The sequence below is a fragment of the Sterolibacterium denitrificans genome (genome assembly GCF_900174485.1).
In the GTDB taxonomy this organism is placed as follows: Bacteria; Pseudomonadota; Gammaproteobacteria; order Burkholderiales; family Rhodocyclaceae; genus Sterolibacterium; species Sterolibacterium denitrificans.
The window spans coordinates 331,637-347,275 of record NZ_LT837803.1; the positions used below are offsets into that span (position 1 = coordinate 331,637).

General features: G+C 65.2%; 13 protein-coding genes. 6 read left to right on the forward strand and 7 right to left on the reverse strand.

The features are described from left to right. Nucleotides 1-18 precede the first annotated feature (18 nt). Nucleotides 19-1,053, reverse strand: coding sequence for a signal recognition particle-docking protein FtsY (ftsY, locus tag SDENCHOL_RS01465; protein ID WP_067169205.1), 1,035 nt, complete (start codon nucleotides 1,051-1,053; stop codon nucleotides 19-21). 154 nt (nucleotides 1,054-1,207) lie between these two features. Here ftsY and SDENCHOL_RS01470 point away from each other — a divergent pair, with 154 nt between their 5' ends. The 5 genes from SDENCHOL_RS01470 to SDENCHOL_RS01490 are packed head-to-tail and all read left to right on the forward strand — an operon-like array spanning nucleotide 1,208 to nucleotide 5,325. Beyond that, nucleotides 1,208-2,605, forward strand: coding sequence for a M16 family metallopeptidase (locus SDENCHOL_RS01470; RefSeq protein ID WP_067170626.1), 1,398 nt, complete (start codon nucleotides 1,208-1,210; stop codon nucleotides 2,603-2,605). Between the two features lie 39 nt (nucleotides 2,606-2,644). Beyond that, a complete protein-coding gene (locus SDENCHOL_RS01475) occupies nucleotides 2,645-3,961 on the forward strand; it encodes a M16 family metallopeptidase (protein ID WP_067169208.1) in 1,317 nt (438 codons plus the stop codon). Between the two features lie 37 nt (nucleotides 3,962-3,998). Beyond that, on the forward strand, nucleotides 3,999-4,595 hold the full coding sequence (gene rsmD / locus SDENCHOL_RS01480) for a 16S rRNA (guanine(966)-N(2))-methyltransferase RsmD (protein WP_067169211.1): 597 nt from the start codon (nucleotides 3,999-4,001) through the stop codon (nucleotides 4,593-4,595). Beyond that, nucleotides 4,550-5,059: a pantetheine-phosphate adenylyltransferase gene (gene coaD, locus SDENCHOL_RS01485; protein ID WP_154715754.1), complete on the forward strand. Its 510-nt coding sequence runs from the start codon at nucleotides 4,550-4,552 to the stop codon at nucleotides 5,057-5,059. Before rsmD ends, coaD begins: the two co-directional genes overlap by 46 nt. Before the next feature lie 14 nt (nucleotides 5,060-5,073). After that, complete coding sequence (locus SDENCHOL_RS01490) at nucleotides 5,074-5,325, forward strand: YfhL family 4Fe-4S dicluster ferredoxin (RefSeq protein WP_067169217.1); 252 nt, start codon at nucleotides 5,074-5,076, stop codon at nucleotides 5,323-5,325. Nucleotides 5,326-5,356: 31 nt separating this feature from the next. On the opposite strand, the gene mutM is transcribed toward SDENCHOL_RS01490, so the two are convergent. From mutM to SDENCHOL_RS01515, 5 genes are all read right to left on the reverse strand, one after another. Then, complete coding sequence (gene mutM / locus SDENCHOL_RS01495) at nucleotides 5,357-6,199, reverse strand: bifunctional DNA-formamidopyrimidine glycosylase/DNA-(apurinic or apyrimidinic site) lyase (RefSeq protein WP_154715755.1); 843 nt, start codon at nucleotides 6,197-6,199, stop codon at nucleotides 5,357-5,359. Nucleotides 6,200-6,224: 25 nt separating this feature from the next. Continuing rightward, nucleotides 6,225-9,470, reverse strand: coding sequence for a DUF748 domain-containing protein (locus tag SDENCHOL_RS01500; protein WP_083522805.1), 3,246 nt, complete (start codon nucleotides 9,468-9,470; stop codon nucleotides 6,225-6,227). A gap of 102 nt (nucleotides 9,471-9,572) precedes the next feature. After that, on the reverse strand, nucleotides 9,573-11,276 hold the full coding sequence (locus tag SDENCHOL_RS01505) for a class I adenylate-forming enzyme family protein (RefSeq protein ID WP_067169226.1): 1,704 nt from the start codon (nucleotides 11,274-11,276) through the stop codon (nucleotides 9,573-9,575). A 72-nt stretch (nucleotides 11,277-11,348) separates the two neighbouring features. Next, on the reverse strand, nucleotides 11,349-12,470 hold the full coding sequence (locus SDENCHOL_RS01510) for an acyl-CoA dehydrogenase family protein (RefSeq protein ID WP_154715756.1): 1,122 nt from the start codon (nucleotides 12,468-12,470) through the stop codon (nucleotides 11,349-11,351). 141 nt (nucleotides 12,471-12,611) lie between these two features. After that, the gene (locus SDENCHOL_RS01515; protein WP_154715757.1) at nucleotides 12,612-13,823 is read right to left on the reverse strand and encodes an acyl-CoA dehydrogenase family protein; all 1,212 of its coding nucleotides are present in this window, start codon (nucleotides 13,821-13,823) and stop codon (nucleotides 12,612-12,614) included. Between the two features lie 221 nt (nucleotides 13,824-14,044). Here SDENCHOL_RS01515 and SDENCHOL_RS01520 point away from each other — a divergent pair, with 221 nt between their 5' ends. Beyond that, on the forward strand, nucleotides 14,045-14,611 hold the full coding sequence (locus SDENCHOL_RS01520) for a nitroreductase family deazaflavin-dependent oxidoreductase (RefSeq protein WP_067169232.1): 567 nt from the start codon (nucleotides 14,045-14,047) through the stop codon (nucleotides 14,609-14,611). Here the strand turns inward: SDENCHOL_RS01520 and SDENCHOL_RS01525 are convergent. After that, on the reverse strand, nucleotides 14,524-15,636 hold the full coding sequence (locus tag SDENCHOL_RS01525; protein ID WP_067169235.1) for an MBL fold metallo-hydrolase: 1,113 nt from the start codon (nucleotides 15,634-15,636) through the stop codon (nucleotides 14,524-14,526). The genes SDENCHOL_RS01520 and SDENCHOL_RS01525 overlap by 88 nt on opposite strands. Nucleotides 15,637-15,639: the final 3 nt, after the last annotated feature.

Sequence of the window (15,639 nt, forward strand, 5' to 3'; positions counted from 1 at the left end):
GTGGCCCGGACCCCAGACCTAGTCCGTCCCGAACAAGGCGCTGGCAAATTCGCGGGCGACGAAGGGCTGCAGATCCTCGATGCCCTCGCCCACGCCGATGTAGCGCAGCGCCAGCGGCTTGCCGGCCGGCTGCTGGCGGGCGATGGCGGCGATCACGCCGCCCTTGGCCGTGCCGTCGAGCTTGGTGACGATCAGGCCGGTCACGCCGAGCGCCTTGTCGAAAGCCTGGAGCTGGGCCAGCGCGTTCTGGCCGATGTTGGCGTCGAGCACCAGCAGCACCTCGTGCGGCGCGGTGGCGTCGACCTTCTGGATCACCCGCTTGATCTTGGCGATCTCTTCCATCAGGTGCAGTTGCGTCGGCAGGCGGCCGGCGGTATCGGCCAGCACCACGTCGATGCCGCGTGCCTTGGCGGCGTTGATGGCATCGAATACCACGGCGGCCGGATCGCCGGATTCCTGGGAGATCACCGCCACATTGTTGCGCTCGCCCCAGGCGGCCAGTTGCTCGCGCGCCGCGGCGCGGAAGGTGTCGCCGGCGGCGAGCAGCACCGACTTGCCCTGCGCCTGGAAATGCCGCGCCAGCTTGCCGATCGAAGTGGTCTTGCCGGCGCCATTGATGCCGGCCAGCATGATGACGAAGGGTTTGTGGGCAGCCAGATCGAGCGGCGCCTCGAGCGGCTTCAGCAACCCTTCGAGAATGTCGGTCAGCGCCGTCTGCAACTGCGCGGGCGATTCCAGCCCGTCCTGTCTGACACGTTTTTTCAGTTCGTCGAGCAGATACTGCGTGCCATCGACGCCGACGTCCGCCATCAGCAGCGTGGTTTCAAGCTCCTCCAGCAGTTCGTCGTCGATCCTCGTCCGGCCAAACAGGCCGCCGAGCTGGCTGCGCGTGCGCGCCAGACCGTTTTTCAGGCGCTCCTTCCATCCCGGCCTTGTTTCTGTTGCTCCTGTCACCACTGCGGCAGCGTCAATCTGCGGTGCCTGCCCGGCCTCGGCCTGCGCATCGGGCCGCGTATCGCCGTTCTCGGATTTCTTCTTCAGGAAACTAAACATGTCGTCAGGCTTCAAAGGATGTCCGGATGTCCGTACGGATCATCCACAACTGGCGCGGCATCGCCGATGACCTTATGATGCCGCTGCTGTTCTGTTGTCCGACGCTGCGATTGCACGAATCGCTGAACATCAAACGCGAATTTTAACATTGCCCATGATACCAACCCACTTGCACCGTTACGCCTTGCCGCTGCTGATGACGACACTGCTGGGCACCGCGCTGGCGCCGGCGGCCCTGGCCAATCCCTTCGAGAAGACGCTGGACAACGGCATGCGCGTGATCGTCAAGGAAGATCGTCGCGCGCCCACCGTCGTGCACATGGTCTGGTATCGCACCGGCGCCATGGATGAGCAGGATGGTTCTTCCGGCCTGGCCCACATGCTCGAACACATGATGTTCAAGGGCACGCAAAAAGTCGGCCCCGGCGAATTCTCCAAGCGGGTGGCGGCGGTCGGCGGCCGCGACAATGCCTTCACCAGCCGCGATTACACGGCCTATTTCCAGCAGGTGCCCAAGCGCGCGCTGCCCGAGATGATGGCGCTGGAAGCCGATCGCATGGCCAACCTGAAGCTCGATCCCAAGGAGTTCGCGCCCGAACTCAAGGTGGTGATGGAGGAACGGCGCATGCGCACCGAAGACAATCCGCAGGCGCTGGTCTACGAACGCCTGAATGCCACGGCCTTCCAGGTGCATCCCTATCGCCGCCCGGTGATCGGCTGGATGGACGATCTCAGCCACATGACCTGGCAGGATGCCGAAAACTGGTACAAGCGCTGGTACACGCCGGGCAACGCAACCCTGGTGGTGGTCGGCGACGTCGATCACCGGGCGCTGTTCAAACTGGCCGAGCAGCATTACGGCCGCCTCAAGTCGCGCGCCCTGCCCGAGCGGCGGACGCTGGCCGAGCCGCAGCAACTGGGCATCAAGCGCATCAACGTCAAGGCGCCGGCCAAACTGCCTTATCTCATGATGGCCTGGAAGACGCCCAAGCTCGTCGATGTGAACCGGGATCGCGATCCCTACGCGCTGGAAATGCTGGCCGCCGTGCTCGACGGCCATGAAGCCTCGCGCCTGTCAAAAAACCTGGTGCGCGGCAGCCGGGTCGCCCAGTCCGCCGGCGCCGGCTACGACGCCACCCTGCGCGGCGAGTCCATGTTCATGCTAGACGGCCAGCCGGCCGAAGGACGCAGTGTCGCCGAACTCGAAGCCGCGCTGCGCGCCGAAATCCGCGCGATCCAGGAACAGGGCGTCACCGAGGAAGAACTGGCGCGCGTCAAGAACCAGGCCATCGCCGGACAGATCTACAAGCGCGATTCGATGATGGGCCAGGCCATGGAAATCGGCATGCTGGAAGTCATCGGCATGCGCTGGCAGGACATCGACCGCATGATCGAACGACTGCGCACGGTTTCCACCGCCGAAGTGCAGACCGTGGCACGCAAGTATTTCGTCGACGACACGCTGACCGTCGCCACGCTGGACCCCCAGCCGATCAGCGAGGAAGCGGCCGCCAGGGCGGAACGCACTGCGGCATCCGCACACCTGCATTGACGCGCCTGGCCACGGAACAGGAACACACGGAATCCCATCATGAAAAAAATCTTTCTCGAATTTCTGTCGGCATTTGCCATCCTGCTGGTGATGCCGGTTTCCGCGCATGCCGGCATACAGATCGAACACTGGGCCGCGCCTTCCGGCGCGCGGGTGTATTTCGTCGCCAGCCCCGCGCTGCCGATCCTCGACGTGCGCATCGACTTTGGCGCCGGCAGCGCCTTCGATCCGCCCGGCAAGGCGGGACTGGCCGCGCTGACCAGCGGCCTGCTCGACAGCGGCGCAACGCTGGACGGACGGGAATACGACGAAGAACGAATCGCCGAGAAACTCGCCGATCTTGCCGCCAGCCTCGGCGGCAGCGCGGACATCGACCGTGCCGGCCTCAGCCTGCGCACCCTGGCAACCCTGCCGGAACGCACGGCGGCGCTGGCCCTGATGCGTGCCATGCTGACGGCGCCGAGCTTCCCGGCGGCCGCGCTGGAGCGCGAAAAAACCCGGGCCGCCGCCGCCATCGAGGAAGCCGAAACACGGCCGGCGGCGATTGCCGCCCGACGCTTCCAGCAGGCGCTCTATCCGGATCATCCCTATGGCGCCGTGCCTACCGTCGCCAGCATCGCGTCCATCACGCGCGAGGATGTCGTCGGTTACTGGCGCGCCCATTTCGGCGCGCCGCATGCCGTGATTTCCATCATCGGCGCCGTGACGCGCGCCGAGGCCGAAACCATCGCCGCGCAGTTGAGCGACGCCCTGCCCGCCGCGACGGCGGCCGCCGAACTGCCGGCCGTCGCCCTGCCGGCCGCGGCCACCGTGAAGGTGCCGCATCCGGCCATGCAAAGCCACATCCACATCGGCCTGCCGGCGATCAAGCGCGGGGATGCCGATTTCTTCCCGCTGCAAGTCGGTAATTACATCCTCGGTGGCGGCGGCTTCGTCTCGCGGCTGATGCAGGAAGTGCGCGAGAAGCGCGGCTACGCCTACAGCGTGTATAGCTATTTCGAACCGCGCAAGCTCGAAGGTCCGTTCGGCATCGGCCTGCAGACCAAGCGCGAGCAGGCTGGCGAAGCCATCAAACTGGTCAACGCCACGCTCGACGCCTTCCTCAAGGACGGCCCGACGGAAAAGGAAATGCAGGCCGCCAAGCAGAATCTCATCGACGGCCTGGCGCTGAAACTCGACAGCAATGCCAAGATCCTCGGCCATCTGGCGACGATCGGCTTCTATGACCTGCCGCTGGATTACCTCGACGATTACCCGCGCAGGATCGCCGCCGTGACCGCCGCCCAGGTGCGCGCGGCCTTCGCCCGCCACGTGCAACCGGAACATCTGGTGACGGTGATCGTGGCGGCGGATTGAGCAGTCAGACTCAGGAATCGGGCGTCAGGGCCGGATCATGGCGCGAATCCGCATCACGGGGGGCGAGTGGCGCAGCCGTCTGGTCAAGGTCAGCGACCAGGCGCAGGCCCAGGCATTGCGGCCCACGCCGGACCGCGTGCGCATCACCCTGTTCAACTGGCTGGGCCATGATCTTGCCGGCCTGCGCTGCCTCGATCTGTTTGCCGGCAGCGGCATCCTCGGTTTCGAGGCGGCCTCGCGCGGCGCCGCCCAGGTCACTTTCGTCGAGCAGGCGCCCGTCTGCTTTCGCATGCTGCAGCAGAATGCCGCCGCGCTGGCGCCCGGCCAGGCCGCCGGCCGGCTGGAGCTGATCCGCGCAGATGCGCTAAAATTCCTCTCCTCCGTGAGCCAACCGTACGATCTGCTGTTTCTCGATCCGCCCTATCGTCAGGGCTGGCTCGAGCAAGTCGCTCCCCTGCTGGCGCGGGCAGCAAAACCCGATGCGCGGCTGTACGTCGAAGCCGAGCATGCAGTGGATGCCCTGGGGCCGTGGCGCAGCGTCAAGCGCGCGCAGGCCGGACAGGTGTTTTATCAATTACTGGAGCAGCCATGCCCAACCGAATCGCCGTCTATCCCGGCACCTTCGATCCCCTGACCAAGGGGCACGAGGATCTCGTGCGCCGCGCTGCCCGCCTGTTCGACCGGGTCATCGTCGGCGTGGCCCAAAGCCGGGCCAAGCGGCCGTTCTTCACGCTCGACGAGCGCGTCGACATGGCGCGCGAGGTACTGGCCGAACACGACAACGTCGAGGTCTATGGCTTCGACTGCCTGCTGATGGAATTCCTTCAGCAACACGATGCGCACATCATCCTGCGCGGCCTGCGCGCCGTCTCCGACTTCGAGTATGAATTCCAGATGGCGGGGATGAACCGCATCCTCTATCCGGATGTCGAAACGGTATTCCTCACCCCTGCCGAGAAATACATGTTCATCTCCGCCACCATGGTGCGCGAGATCGCCCTGCTCGGCGGCGAGGTCGCGAAATTCGTGCCGCCCCTGATCGTCGACCGAATCGCGCAAAAACTCTTATTGACCCAGCAAGACCCGAAGAAAGACTGAAAAAGGATACCGCCATGTCCCTGATGATCACCGACGAATGCATCAATTGCGATGTGTGCGAACCGGAATGCCCGAACAACGCGATTTCGCAAGGCGAGGAAATCTACGAAATCGACCCGAACAAATGCACCGAATGCGTCGGCCACTTCGATACCCCGCAATGCCGCGAAGTCTGTCCGGTCGACTGCATTCCCAACGACCCCAAGCACGTCGAAAACCAGGAACAGCTGATGGATAAATTCCTCAAGCTGACGGCCGACAAGTGAGTGCCCGCGCCAGCGCCCCTGAGTCCTGCACTCAGCGCCGCTGGCAATGTCCACAATAGAAGGTCGCGCGCTGCGCCTGCCGCAGCGTGTGGATCGGCCGGCCGCAGACGCGGCAGGGTTCGCCGCTCCGGCCATAGACGAAATACTGTTGCTGGAAATAGCCTGAACCGCCATCCGAGTGGATGAAGTCGCGCAGGCTGCTGCCGCCCGCCGCAATGGCGGCCTCCAGCGTGGCGCGGATCTCCGGCACCAGCCGGGCGTAGCGCCGGGGACCGATGCCTGCGGCCGGCGTGCGCGGATCGATGCCGGCGCGAAACAGGCTTTCCGACGCATAGATGTTGCCGATGCCGACCACCCGATGACTGTCCATCAGCAGCGGCTTGATCGCCGTGCGGCAACCGCGCGTCGCGGCATACAGCCACGCCGGGGTGAATTCCGCCGATAACGGCTCGATACCCAGCCCGGCCAGCAATGGATGGCTATCGACCGTGCCCGCCTCGTCCGCCGGCAGCCACAGCACGGCGCCAAAGCGGCGCGGATCGCGCAGACGCAAGGTGAATCCGTCGAACAGCAGATCGAAATGATCGTGCTTCTGCGCAGGTGCTACGTCTGCCCCTGCCACCTGCGGCAGCACCCGCAGGCTGCCCGACATGCCCAGATGCAGCAGCAGATGGCCCGTGCCGAAATCCAGCAGCAGATATTTGCCGCGGCGCCGTATGTCGAGCAGCCTGCGGCCGACGAGATGCGCCGCCAAGCCGGCCGGCAGCGGATAGCGCAGGCGCGGAACGCGCGCGACGACGGCGCAGACGCGGCGGCCGATCAGCGGCGCGGCAATGCCTCTGCGGGTGACTTCGACTTCGGGCAATTCAGGCATGGCAAAGCCGCTCCGGCAGCGCGCTTCATGGCGCCGGCGCGGGTACCGGCGGTACTGTGGCTGCGGCTGCCTGCGCAGCCAACGCCAGTTTCAAGGGTATCTCCCGGCCTTCCGCCTCGATTTTTTCCGCCGCGCCCAGCGTCGCGCGATCTGCCGGCGCGCCGGCAGCCAGCAGCGCGGCCAGCGCCTTTTCACCGCGCGTCCGGGCCAGGGCCAGCAGACGCTCGTCGGCAACCGCTTCGCGCGCGCGCAACTGCTCGAACAGAATGTCGTAGAAATCGCCGCCCTTGAGCCGGCTGATTTCATCCTCGCCGAGCACGCGTTGCTCGCGCATCAGGCCACCCAGCCGGGAAAGCATCCGGCTGCCTGCGCTTTCTTCCAGCGCGCCGGGATTGGCCTTGCGGAAGCCTTCCTTGAGCGCGGCCAGTTCGCCGCTGCCGAAGCGTTCGGCATAAAGTTTCTCCAGCGCATCCTGGATTTTTGGATTGCCGGTGGTCAACGGGCCGGGGTCGGGATCAGAACCCGAATCGCCCGCGTCCTTCGCCGCCTGCTGGCCGGCCAGGCGCATGATGGCTCGGCGCAACTGACGATCCTGCAGGGCCACGCGATCGGTTTCGGCATATGTGCCATGCAGGGTCAGAGTCAGCGTCGGGCGCTTGCCGAGCGCGTCGGCAAGCTGCGCCAGCTTCTCGCGTTCGGGCGGCGTCAGGCTCTGCGCACCCGGCTCGAAGGCGATGCTCTCGAATTTCTCGCCGTCGCCGCCGAGCAGCGAACCCAGCATGCGGAAGGGCGCCGTGGCAATCTTGGTGAAGACATTCAGGATCGCCTTCCAGATGATGCCGCCATAGCTGAACTGCGGATCATCGAGGCTGCCGGACACCGGCAGGCCGAGGTCGATGCGGCCGTCGCCGTCCTGCAGGATGGCGATGGCCAGATCCAGCGGCAGGCTCTTCGCCGTCGGGCTGTCGACGCGTTCACCCAGCGTCAGCTTGTCCATGACCACCTGGTTGTCGCCCAGCAACTGGCGCTGCTTGATCTTGTATTCGAGATCGAGCGAAAGCTTGCCGGATTCGATCCTGCGCCCGGCAAAAGTGGCCGAATAGGGCGTCAGGCTGCTCATCTCGACGTTGCGGAAGATCACCTTGATGTCGGTATTCTCGGTCGGCTGCGCCAGGTCGATCTGGCCGACGGCGCGCGCCAGGCCGTATTCGTCGACCTGGCCGTCGAGCTCGATGCGGCCGGGCGCGCCGGCACGCGTCGTCAATCCGTTGATGCTGCCCTGCAGACGATGAATGCGCGTGCCAAACGGCAATGCCAGCGAATGATCGGCAAAGTCGAGCGCGCCGTTGCGGATGCGCAGGCGCGTCAGGTTCACCGGGAAAGGCTTGCCGGCGGCGGCCGGCGGCGGTGCCGCCCCGCTCCCGGCCTCGGGCGCCGACGCTGGCGGCGATGACTTGAGGATCTGGCTGACGTTGATACGCTTGTCTTTCGCGATGATCAGCTTGGTGTCCAGACCGTCGAGCAGCAGCGTGCCGATGTCGAGGCGTTCGCCGCTGACTTTCAGATCGCGCGTGCTCAACTGCTTCCAGGCGAGGAAGCGCGCGCCACCCTCGCTTTCCATCAGGCGCAGATCGTGCAGCGCGAAACCGCCCTTGAAGCTCGGGCCGCGCGCGCCGGCCGCGTTGCTCACTTCGCCATCCACATCCAGCCTGCCGCTGGCCAGCCGCAGCTTGACGACATCGTTCAGCCAGGGTTGCGCCGGTTGCAGCGCAAGGCCGCCGAGCTTGAACTTCAGCACGGCCGCGGCCGTCGCCGGCACCACTTCGCCGCTGGCTTCCAGTTGCCCGCCTTCGCGCACGCGCAGGCGGGCATTCAACGGCAGCGCCCGATCGAGGTCGGAAGAAACGCCGCTGACATTCACGCTGATGTCCTGCAGCGCCAGATCGGCCACCGGCTTGACGCCGAGATCGCGGAACTGCGCCTCGACGCCGGCCAGCGCCACCTCGGCGATGTCGAACTGCCAGGGCGCGGCAACTTCCCCGGTCGCCGTCCCGGCTTCAGGCGGCGCGGCAGCCGGAGCGGATGATGCGGACGATGCGGATGATTTACCCGCTGCTCCACCGCTGCCCGCCGTCTGCAATGCGGCGATGGCCGCCAGCAGATCCAGCCGCCCGCGCGCATCGCGCTGCAGCTTGACCTGCCCGCCCTGCAAGGCCACGCGGGCAAGGCTGGCGCGGCGGCCGGCCAGATCGACCTGCGCCTCGCTCAACGTCAGGTTGTCGATGCGCAGCGGCGCGGCGGCCGGCAGATGCACTTCGCCCCCATCGAGAGTCAACGCATCCAGGGTCACCCGGCGGCTGGCCAGATCGAAACGGCCGTTCTGCGCGGCGATGTGCTGCGCAACGATCTCCGGCCCCCGCGCCATGGGCTTGAGGCGCAGACCGGACAATTGCGCGGCGAGGTGTTCGAGTTGCAGATCGACCTGGCCGGCCGCATAAGCGGCGCGGTAATCGGTGGCAACGGCGAGCACGCCCGCTGGCGGCGTGGGCAGCAGATCCTGCAGATAGGGCGCCAGACGGGACAGATCGAGTTCCTCGATCGCCAGCCTGCCCTGGGCATCGATGCGCGCATCCGGCTGCAGCGTGAGCGCGCCCTGCCAGAGCACGCGGGCGCCCAGCGCCGTGCGCGCTTCCACCTTGTAATGGCCTGGCGCCTGGTCGTCGGGCAGGGTGGACAGTTCGCCGAGCTCGAAATCCAGCGGCTCGGCGCGGGTGGAAAAACCGCTTTGCGCGTCGCTGAAATCGAGGCGGCCGGCCGCCAGCACGAAACGCTTGACATCGATGCGCGGCAAGTCGCCGTCGGGCGTTTCTTCCGGGTTTTTCAGGGCATCGAGAAAAGGCGACCAGTTGAGCTTGCCGTCCGCCTGCAGCGCCACGGTCGCTTCCGGCCCATCCAGCCGGATGCCGTCGAAAACCAGCGCCCGCCGCGTGATGCTGGCGGCGGACAGATCGACTTCCAGGCCGCGGAAAGCCAGCAGCGGCTGCCCCTGCGGATCGTCGAGCCGCAGATTGGCCAGACGCAGGCGCAGCTCGAAGGGATTGAACTCGGGCAAATCCAGACTCAGCCGGTGCCCGGTTTTTTCGGCAACGAAACGCACCGCCTGGCTCTGCAGTATGTGCGGCAAGGCCTGCCAGGCAAACAGCAGCCAGACAACGACCAGCACAACGACAGACCACAATACGGTCTTCAGCCTGGGTAGACGGAACGCCATGGCAGCCTCGCAGAAATGCCAAAGCGTCGATTTTACCTTGCGTATGCAGCCAGTCCCATGGATGCCCGCGCCGACGGTCGAAGGCCGGTCGGGCAATCGGCCTCAGTCGCGTTCAAAATCGTCGCGCAACTGGCGTTTCAGCACCTTGCCGACGACGTTGCGCGGCAGGATATCGTCATGGAACACGACATGGCCGGGGATCTTGTAGGCGGCCAGGTGCGCGGCGACGTGGTTGCGGACGTCTTCGGCAGTCAGCGACATGCCCGGCCGCAGATGGACGGCCACGGCCAGCGCCTCGCCGTAGCCGTCGTCGGAGACGCCGAAGGCGGCGGCTTCGGCAATCGCCGGGTGCTGCAGCAGGACGGATTCGATTTCGGCGCTGGCGATTTTCTCGCCACCGCGATTGACGATGTCCTTGATGCGATCGACGATGTAGAGGAAACCATCCTCATCGAAATAGCCGATGTCGCCACTGTGAAGCCAGCCATCCTGCAGCACTTCGCGGGTGGCCTCGGGCCTGTTCCAGTAGCCTTGCATCAGCGTGATGCCGCGTATCCAGACTTCGCCGCGCGCGCCCTGCGGCAGGGTCCGGCCGTTTTCATCGACGATGCGCACGTCGAAAATCGGCGAAGTCGGCCCATTGCTGCGCGGCTTCCAGGCAAAGGCTTCGCCGGTGGCGGCGTTCGACGGCCCATTGGTTTCGGTCAGGCCGTAGCCGATGCCGGCCATGGCCTGCGGCTTCTTCCGGGCCACCAGATCCAGCAGCGGATCCGGCGCCATGCCGCCGCCAAAGCCGACCCAGGCCAGACTGCGGGTATCGCTCCGGTCGAAGCGCGGATCGCCGAATAGCTGCAGCATCATTGCCGGAGAAGCGGAAAGCTGGGTGATGCGCTCGCCTGCGATGATCTCCAGCACCGCGCCGACATCCCATTTGTACATGATGACGATGCGCCGGCCGGTGCGCAGGGCGGAAAGAAACTGGGCGTGCAGCCCACTGGAGTGAAACAGCGGCACGGCCATCAGGGTGGTCATCTCGAAACCCGCCGCCATCATCGCGCCGAATCGTTCGGGCGAAGTCATGACGAACAGCGCGCCGAAATATTCCATATTGACGATGCCCTGGCACATGGCCCTGTGGGTCGAAACCACGCCCTTGGCCAGGCTGGCTGTGCCCGAGGTGTACATGATCATCGCCAGATCGTCGGAGGCGATGTCGATGGCCGGCAAGCTGGCGCCGGTCGGCGCGGCGTCCAGCACGGTTCGGTAATCGGCGACGCCGGCGGGCAGATTCTCGCCGGCATCGACGACGATGGCCGGCAGCCGCAACGCCGCCAGATCGGCGGCGACATGCGCCAGCCGCTGGGCATCGCAGAACAGCAGCCTGGGCGCGCTGTCCGTGAGTCCATGCAGCAACTCCTCGCGCTGGCCCCAACTGTTGAGCGGCACGGCGACGGCGCCGCAGAGTATGACCGCCGCGAATGCCGCCATCCACTCGGGGCGGTTGCGCATGGCGATGGCCACGCGCTCGCCCTGCCGGATGCCGTATTGCCGACGCAGCACCACCACCAGCGCATCGACCTGGTGATAGAAGTCGGCGTAGCTCAAGCGCTGATCCTGCCAGACGAGGAATTCCTTGTCGGCAAAACCGCGCCCCTGCTCGATCAGAACGGCAAGATTGGCGGGTGCATTCCTGTAGATGCGGCAGTTCCGTCCATCGTGCGTGATTTCGGCCAGTTCATAGGGCGCATCGAGCGCCGTCAGCTGGGCGGCCACGGCCTGCAGTTGTTGTTTCAGCGCTTCCGTCATGGTGTTCTCCGGATGAAAAAAGAGGAGTGCAAGCACTCCTCTCGAATGGCTTTCTCCAAGATCAGCGCCGCATCACAGGCCCATGATGCCAGCCACGCGATCCCGATGGAAGGTGACATCGCCGAGGGCGGCGACGCAGACGCGGCCGCGCTTCAGGTACAGGCCCACGTCCAGCTCGTCGGTCACGCCGATGCCGCCGTGCATTTGCACCGCCTCGCTGCTCACCAGCTCCAGCACTTCGCCCATCTTGGCCTTGGCCGCGCTGGCGTAGAACGGCAGGAAGGCCGGATTCTCATCGACGATGGCCAGGGCCGCCAGCACGCTGCTGCGCGCCAGTTGCATCTGCACGAACATCTTCGCCGCGCGGTGCTGCAGCGCCTGGAAGGAGCCGATCAGCACGTCGAACTGCACCCGCTGCTTGAGGTAGTCGATGGTGGTGTCGAACAGCCATTGGGCGATGCCCAGCATTTCGGCGCACAGCGCAACCCGGCCGCGGTCGAGGATCTGGTCGAGCAGCGCCAGGCCTTCGTCCTGGCTGCCGAGCACCGCGTCTGCATCGATCTGAACATTGTCCAGCACGATGCGCGCGGCGTTGCGCGTGTCGATCATCGTCAGGGGATGGCGGCTGATGCCCTGGGCTTGCGCATCGACCAGGAACAGGGTCTGGCCCTTGCCGGTGTCGGCCGAGACGATGAGTTGGTCGGCGCAGCCGCCGTCCATGACGAATTGCTTGCTGCCGTTGAGGATGTAGCCTTTTTCGTTCTTCGTCGCAGTGGTCTGGCAGACCTTGGGGTCGTGGCGCGGGCCTTCGTCGATGGCCAGGGCGAAGCGCACTTCGCCAGCGATCAGTTTGGGCAGCCAGTGGTTGCGCTGGGCTTCATTGCCACCCAGTTGCAGGGCGCTGCCGCCGAGGACGACGGTGGCGAGGAAGGGCGAGCCGGCCAGCGTCTTGCCGGCCGGTTCGAGCACCGCGCCGACACCCTGGAAGCCGAAGCCCAGGCCGCCCTGGTCTTCGCTGGCGAGGATGCCGGTCCAGCCCATCTCGGCCATTTGTTGCCAGAGTTTCGGCACGTAGCCCAGCGCGTCCCGGCCCTCGCGCATTTCGCGCAGGGTTTTGGTGCTGAAGTGGTTCTGGAAGTAGTCCTGCGCGGTTTCCTGCAGCAGGCGTTGTTCTTCGTTGAAGAGGAGTCCCATGGTGTTTTCTCTCGCTACTTGCTTGAGGCTAGGCTAGGTAAGGTCGATCACCCTTGATTCGTCATCCCCGCGCAGGCGGGAATCCATGATGTTGCACACTGCTGGATCCCCGCCTGCGCGGGAATGACGTAACGGGAGGCATCAGGAGGGCAGGCCAAGGATGCGCTTGGCGATGACGTTGAGCTGGATTTCCGAGGTGCCGCCGGCGATGCAGAAGGTCCATGAGAGTAGCCATTGCTTGGCGACCATGAGTTCGTCCTCGCTGAATTCCTGTCCGGCTTCACCCGTGTCCCAGCCCAGCGCGCGATGGCCCATCAGCGCCAGCAGGGCTTCGTATTTGTGGCGCCCTTCTTCGGCCGAGGCGTATTTGAAGATCGAGGTGATGGTGCCCACGTCGCCGCCGGCCTTGGCTTCTTCGCCGACCCGCTGCATGGTGAACAGGAAGGCCTTTTCATCGACGAGAATGCCGGCGATGCGTTCGCGCAGCGCCGCCTTTTGCTGCGGGTCAGCGATCTGCGGCAGGTATTCCTGGGCCAGCGAGGTGAAGTCGCGGCCCTTGACGCCGGATTCGCTGAGTTTGGCCATGGCGCCACGCTCATACTGGAGCAGCTTCTTGGTGATCGGCCAGCCGCCGTTGATTTCGCCGATGACGTTCCTGACCGGGACGCGGACGTTGTCGAAGAAGACCTGGCAGAAGTTGGATTTGCCGCTGAGCAGTTCGATCGGCTTGATGCCGATCCCCGGCGTGCGCATGTCGAGCACGATCAGGGTGATGCCTTCCTGCTTGTCCTTGCCCGGCGTGTTGTCGGTGCGGATGAGGCAGTACATCCAGTCGGATTTCTGCGCGTAGGAGGTCCAGATCTTCGAGCCGTTGAGGATGAAGTCGTCGCCCTCGCGTTCGGCTTTCATCTTGAGACTGGCGAGATCGGAACCCGCATTCGGCTCGGAGAAGCCCTGACACCAGCTGGCTTCGCCGGAACACATTTTGGGCAGGTGCTGGCGCTTTTGTTCTTCGGTGCCGAATTCGAGGATGATCGGGCCGATCATCCAGATGCCCAGGTTCACCATCGGCAGCCGGCATTTGAGGCGCGAGAGTTCTCGCTCCAATACGCGCGCTTCGTCCTTGCTCAAGCCGCCGCCACCGTATTCCACCGGCCAGGTCGGCGCGAACCAGCGTTTGTCGCGCATCCGTTCGTACCATAGCCGCTGCGGCTCCGAATCGAAGTGGATCTGGCTGCCCACCCAGACGATCCCGCCTTCCGGCGTCGGCGTGCGCATCTCCGCCGGACAGTTGGCTTCCAGCCAACTTCTCGCTTCCTGACGGAAGGTTTCAAGGTGGTCTTTGTCACTCATGGCTTCAATGCCCCTTTGCCCTTTGATACCCGAAATGCCTCAATCAATGCCGCCCGAAGGCGGCCCAAAAACAATCGGCCATTCTCGCCGAGGAGACCGGCGACGCATCGTCCGAAAAGACTAACGCCGGCCCATGTGGTGTGCGGGCATGCCGATGTCCGATGTACAATCCGGCGCCATTACACAATCACGCAATACACATCATGTCGGCAGGAGCGCGCATGTCGTTCGGCGAATTCATCAAGAAACTCACCACCAATGTGCTCAGCCTGTTCGTCGTCGGCGAGCGCCTGGATCTGGAAACCCAGCGCGGCATCACCACCAGGCACACCGCCGGCGAGGAAAAGCGCTTCGACTTCGCCAAGAAGCTGATTACCCGCTCGAACGTCTGGCTGCTCAGGCTCAGCGGCGGCCGCCTGGGCAACAGCTTTCTCGGTCGTCCGGTATTGCTGATGACCACCATCGGCCGCAAGTCCGGCAGGCCGCGCACCCAGCCCTTGTTTTACGTCGAGGATGGCAGCCGCATCCTGCTGGTCGCTTCCAACGGCGGCAGCCCGGAAGATCCGCTCTGGGCGCGCAACGTCAGGGTGAATCCGCAAGTCCGCATCAGCCGCAGGGGCGTGGAACGGATCATGCACGCCCACATCGCCGATGCGGATGAAAAGGCCATTCTCTGGCCGAAGATGACGACGGCGTTTCCCTACTGGCAGGAAATTTCGGATCGCAGCCAGCGCGATTTCCCGGTGGTCGTCCTGCAGCCTGCCGAGCCGGCCGGCGCGCTGCGATAGCGCCAGCGACCCTCGGCATCCAGCGTGCACGTCATCTCGCCGCGCCGCTGCAGATGAATCAGATGCGCCAGACATTCACCCATGGCCATCATTTCAGCCATGGGATCCTGCAGCGAGCGGTGGGAAAACAGGCGCTGGGCGGCGGCAAAGGGCGTCAGGGCTTCGGCTGCACACAGTTGCAGCAGGGTATCGAACTGGCGCGCATGGTGCTCCCGCAGTTGCTTCACCCGCGCCCGCAGGCCGCGATAGGGCAGGTCGTGCGCCGGCAGCACCAGCGTGTCGTCCGGCAGCGCGCTCAGACGGTCGAGGGAGTCGAACCAGCCGCTCAGCAGATCGGCGTCGGGCTCCGTCGGCAGGACGCTGACATTCGAAGTGATGCGCGGCAGCAACTGATCGCCGGCGATCAGCGCGCCTTCCTCGGCGCAATGCAGCAGCATGTGCTCGACGACGTGGCCTTCGCCCAGATGCAATTGCCAGCATCGTTCGCCCAGCATCAGATGTTCGCCGTGGCGCAGGCGGTGGAAGGCGGCTGGCGGTGGCGTCACCAGTTGACCGGCGGCGCACAGCATGGCGTGGATGGCCGGCAGGCGATCTTCCGGTAGCCCCGATCGATGAAAGAACTGGCGATGAACCCTGGGCAATTCGTCGCCCTGCTGAGTATGCTGGGCCAGCACGCGCAGGGTGTAGTACTCGCCGTGGCTGATGAGGAACGGCACGTCCAACCGCTCGGTGAGCCAGCCGGCCTGGCCGGCGTGATCGAAATGATGATGCGTGCACAGCACGCCGGTAATGCGCGTTTCCGCCAGCGGACCGGCCAGCAGTTGTTCCCACAGCCCGCGCGTGCGCATATCACCGATGCCGGTATCGACGAGCAGCCAGCCTTCCACATCACGCAACAGATAGAGGTTGATGTGATCCAGCGCCAGCGGCAGCGGCATGCGCAGCCACTTGATGCCGGGCGCGACGTCGATCAACTCGCCGTCGGGACGCGGCCCCTCGGCGAAGGGAAAGCTCAGTTCGTCCATGCG

Excerpts from the sequence above, each read along its gene's own strand:
- mutM (WP_154715755.1), bottom strand. The coding sequence starts at position 6,199 with ATGCCTGAATTGCCCGAAGTCGAAGTCACCCGCAGAGGCATTGCCGCG.
- coaD (WP_154715754.1), top strand. The coding sequence starts at position 4,550 with ATGCCCAACCGAATCGCCGTCTATCCCGGCACCTTCGATCCCCTGACC.
- SDENCHOL_RS01510 (WP_154715756.1), bottom strand. The coding sequence starts at position 12,470 with ATGGGACTCCTCTTCAACGAAGAACAACGCCTGCTGCAGGAAACCGCG.
- SDENCHOL_RS01515 (WP_154715757.1), bottom strand. The coding sequence starts at position 13,823 with ATGAGTGACAAAGACCACCTTGAAACCTTCCGTCAGGAAGCGAGAAGT.
- ftsY (WP_067169205.1), bottom strand. The coding sequence starts at position 1,053 with ATGTTTAGTTTCCTGAAGAAGAAATCCGAGAACGGCGATACGCGGCCC.
- SDENCHOL_RS01500 (WP_083522805.1), bottom strand. The coding sequence starts at position 9,470 with ATGGCGTTCCGTCTACCCAGGCTGAAGACCGTATTGTGGTCTGTCGTT.
- SDENCHOL_RS01490 (WP_067169217.1), top strand. The coding sequence starts at position 5,074 with ATGTCCCTGATGATCACCGACGAATGCATCAATTGCGATGTGTGCGAA.
- SDENCHOL_RS01475 (WP_067169208.1), top strand. The coding sequence starts at position 2,645 with ATGAAAAAAATCTTTCTCGAATTTCTGTCGGCATTTGCCATCCTGCTG.
- SDENCHOL_RS01525 (WP_067169235.1), bottom strand. The coding sequence starts at position 15,636 with ATGGACGAACTGAGCTTTCCCTTCGCCGAGGGGCCGCGTCCCGACGGC.
- rsmD (WP_067169211.1), top strand. The coding sequence starts at position 3,999 with ATGGCGCGAATCCGCATCACGGGGGGCGAGTGGCGCAGCCGTCTGGTC.
- SDENCHOL_RS01505 (WP_067169226.1), bottom strand. The coding sequence starts at position 11,276 with ATGACGGAAGCGCTGAAACAACAACTGCAGGCCGTGGCCGCCCAGCTG.
- SDENCHOL_RS01470 (WP_067170626.1), top strand. The coding sequence starts at position 1,208 with ATGATACCAACCCACTTGCACCGTTACGCCTTGCCGCTGCTGATGACG.
- SDENCHOL_RS01520 (WP_067169232.1), top strand. The coding sequence starts at position 14,045 with ATGTCGTTCGGCGAATTCATCAAGAAACTCACCACCAATGTGCTCAGC.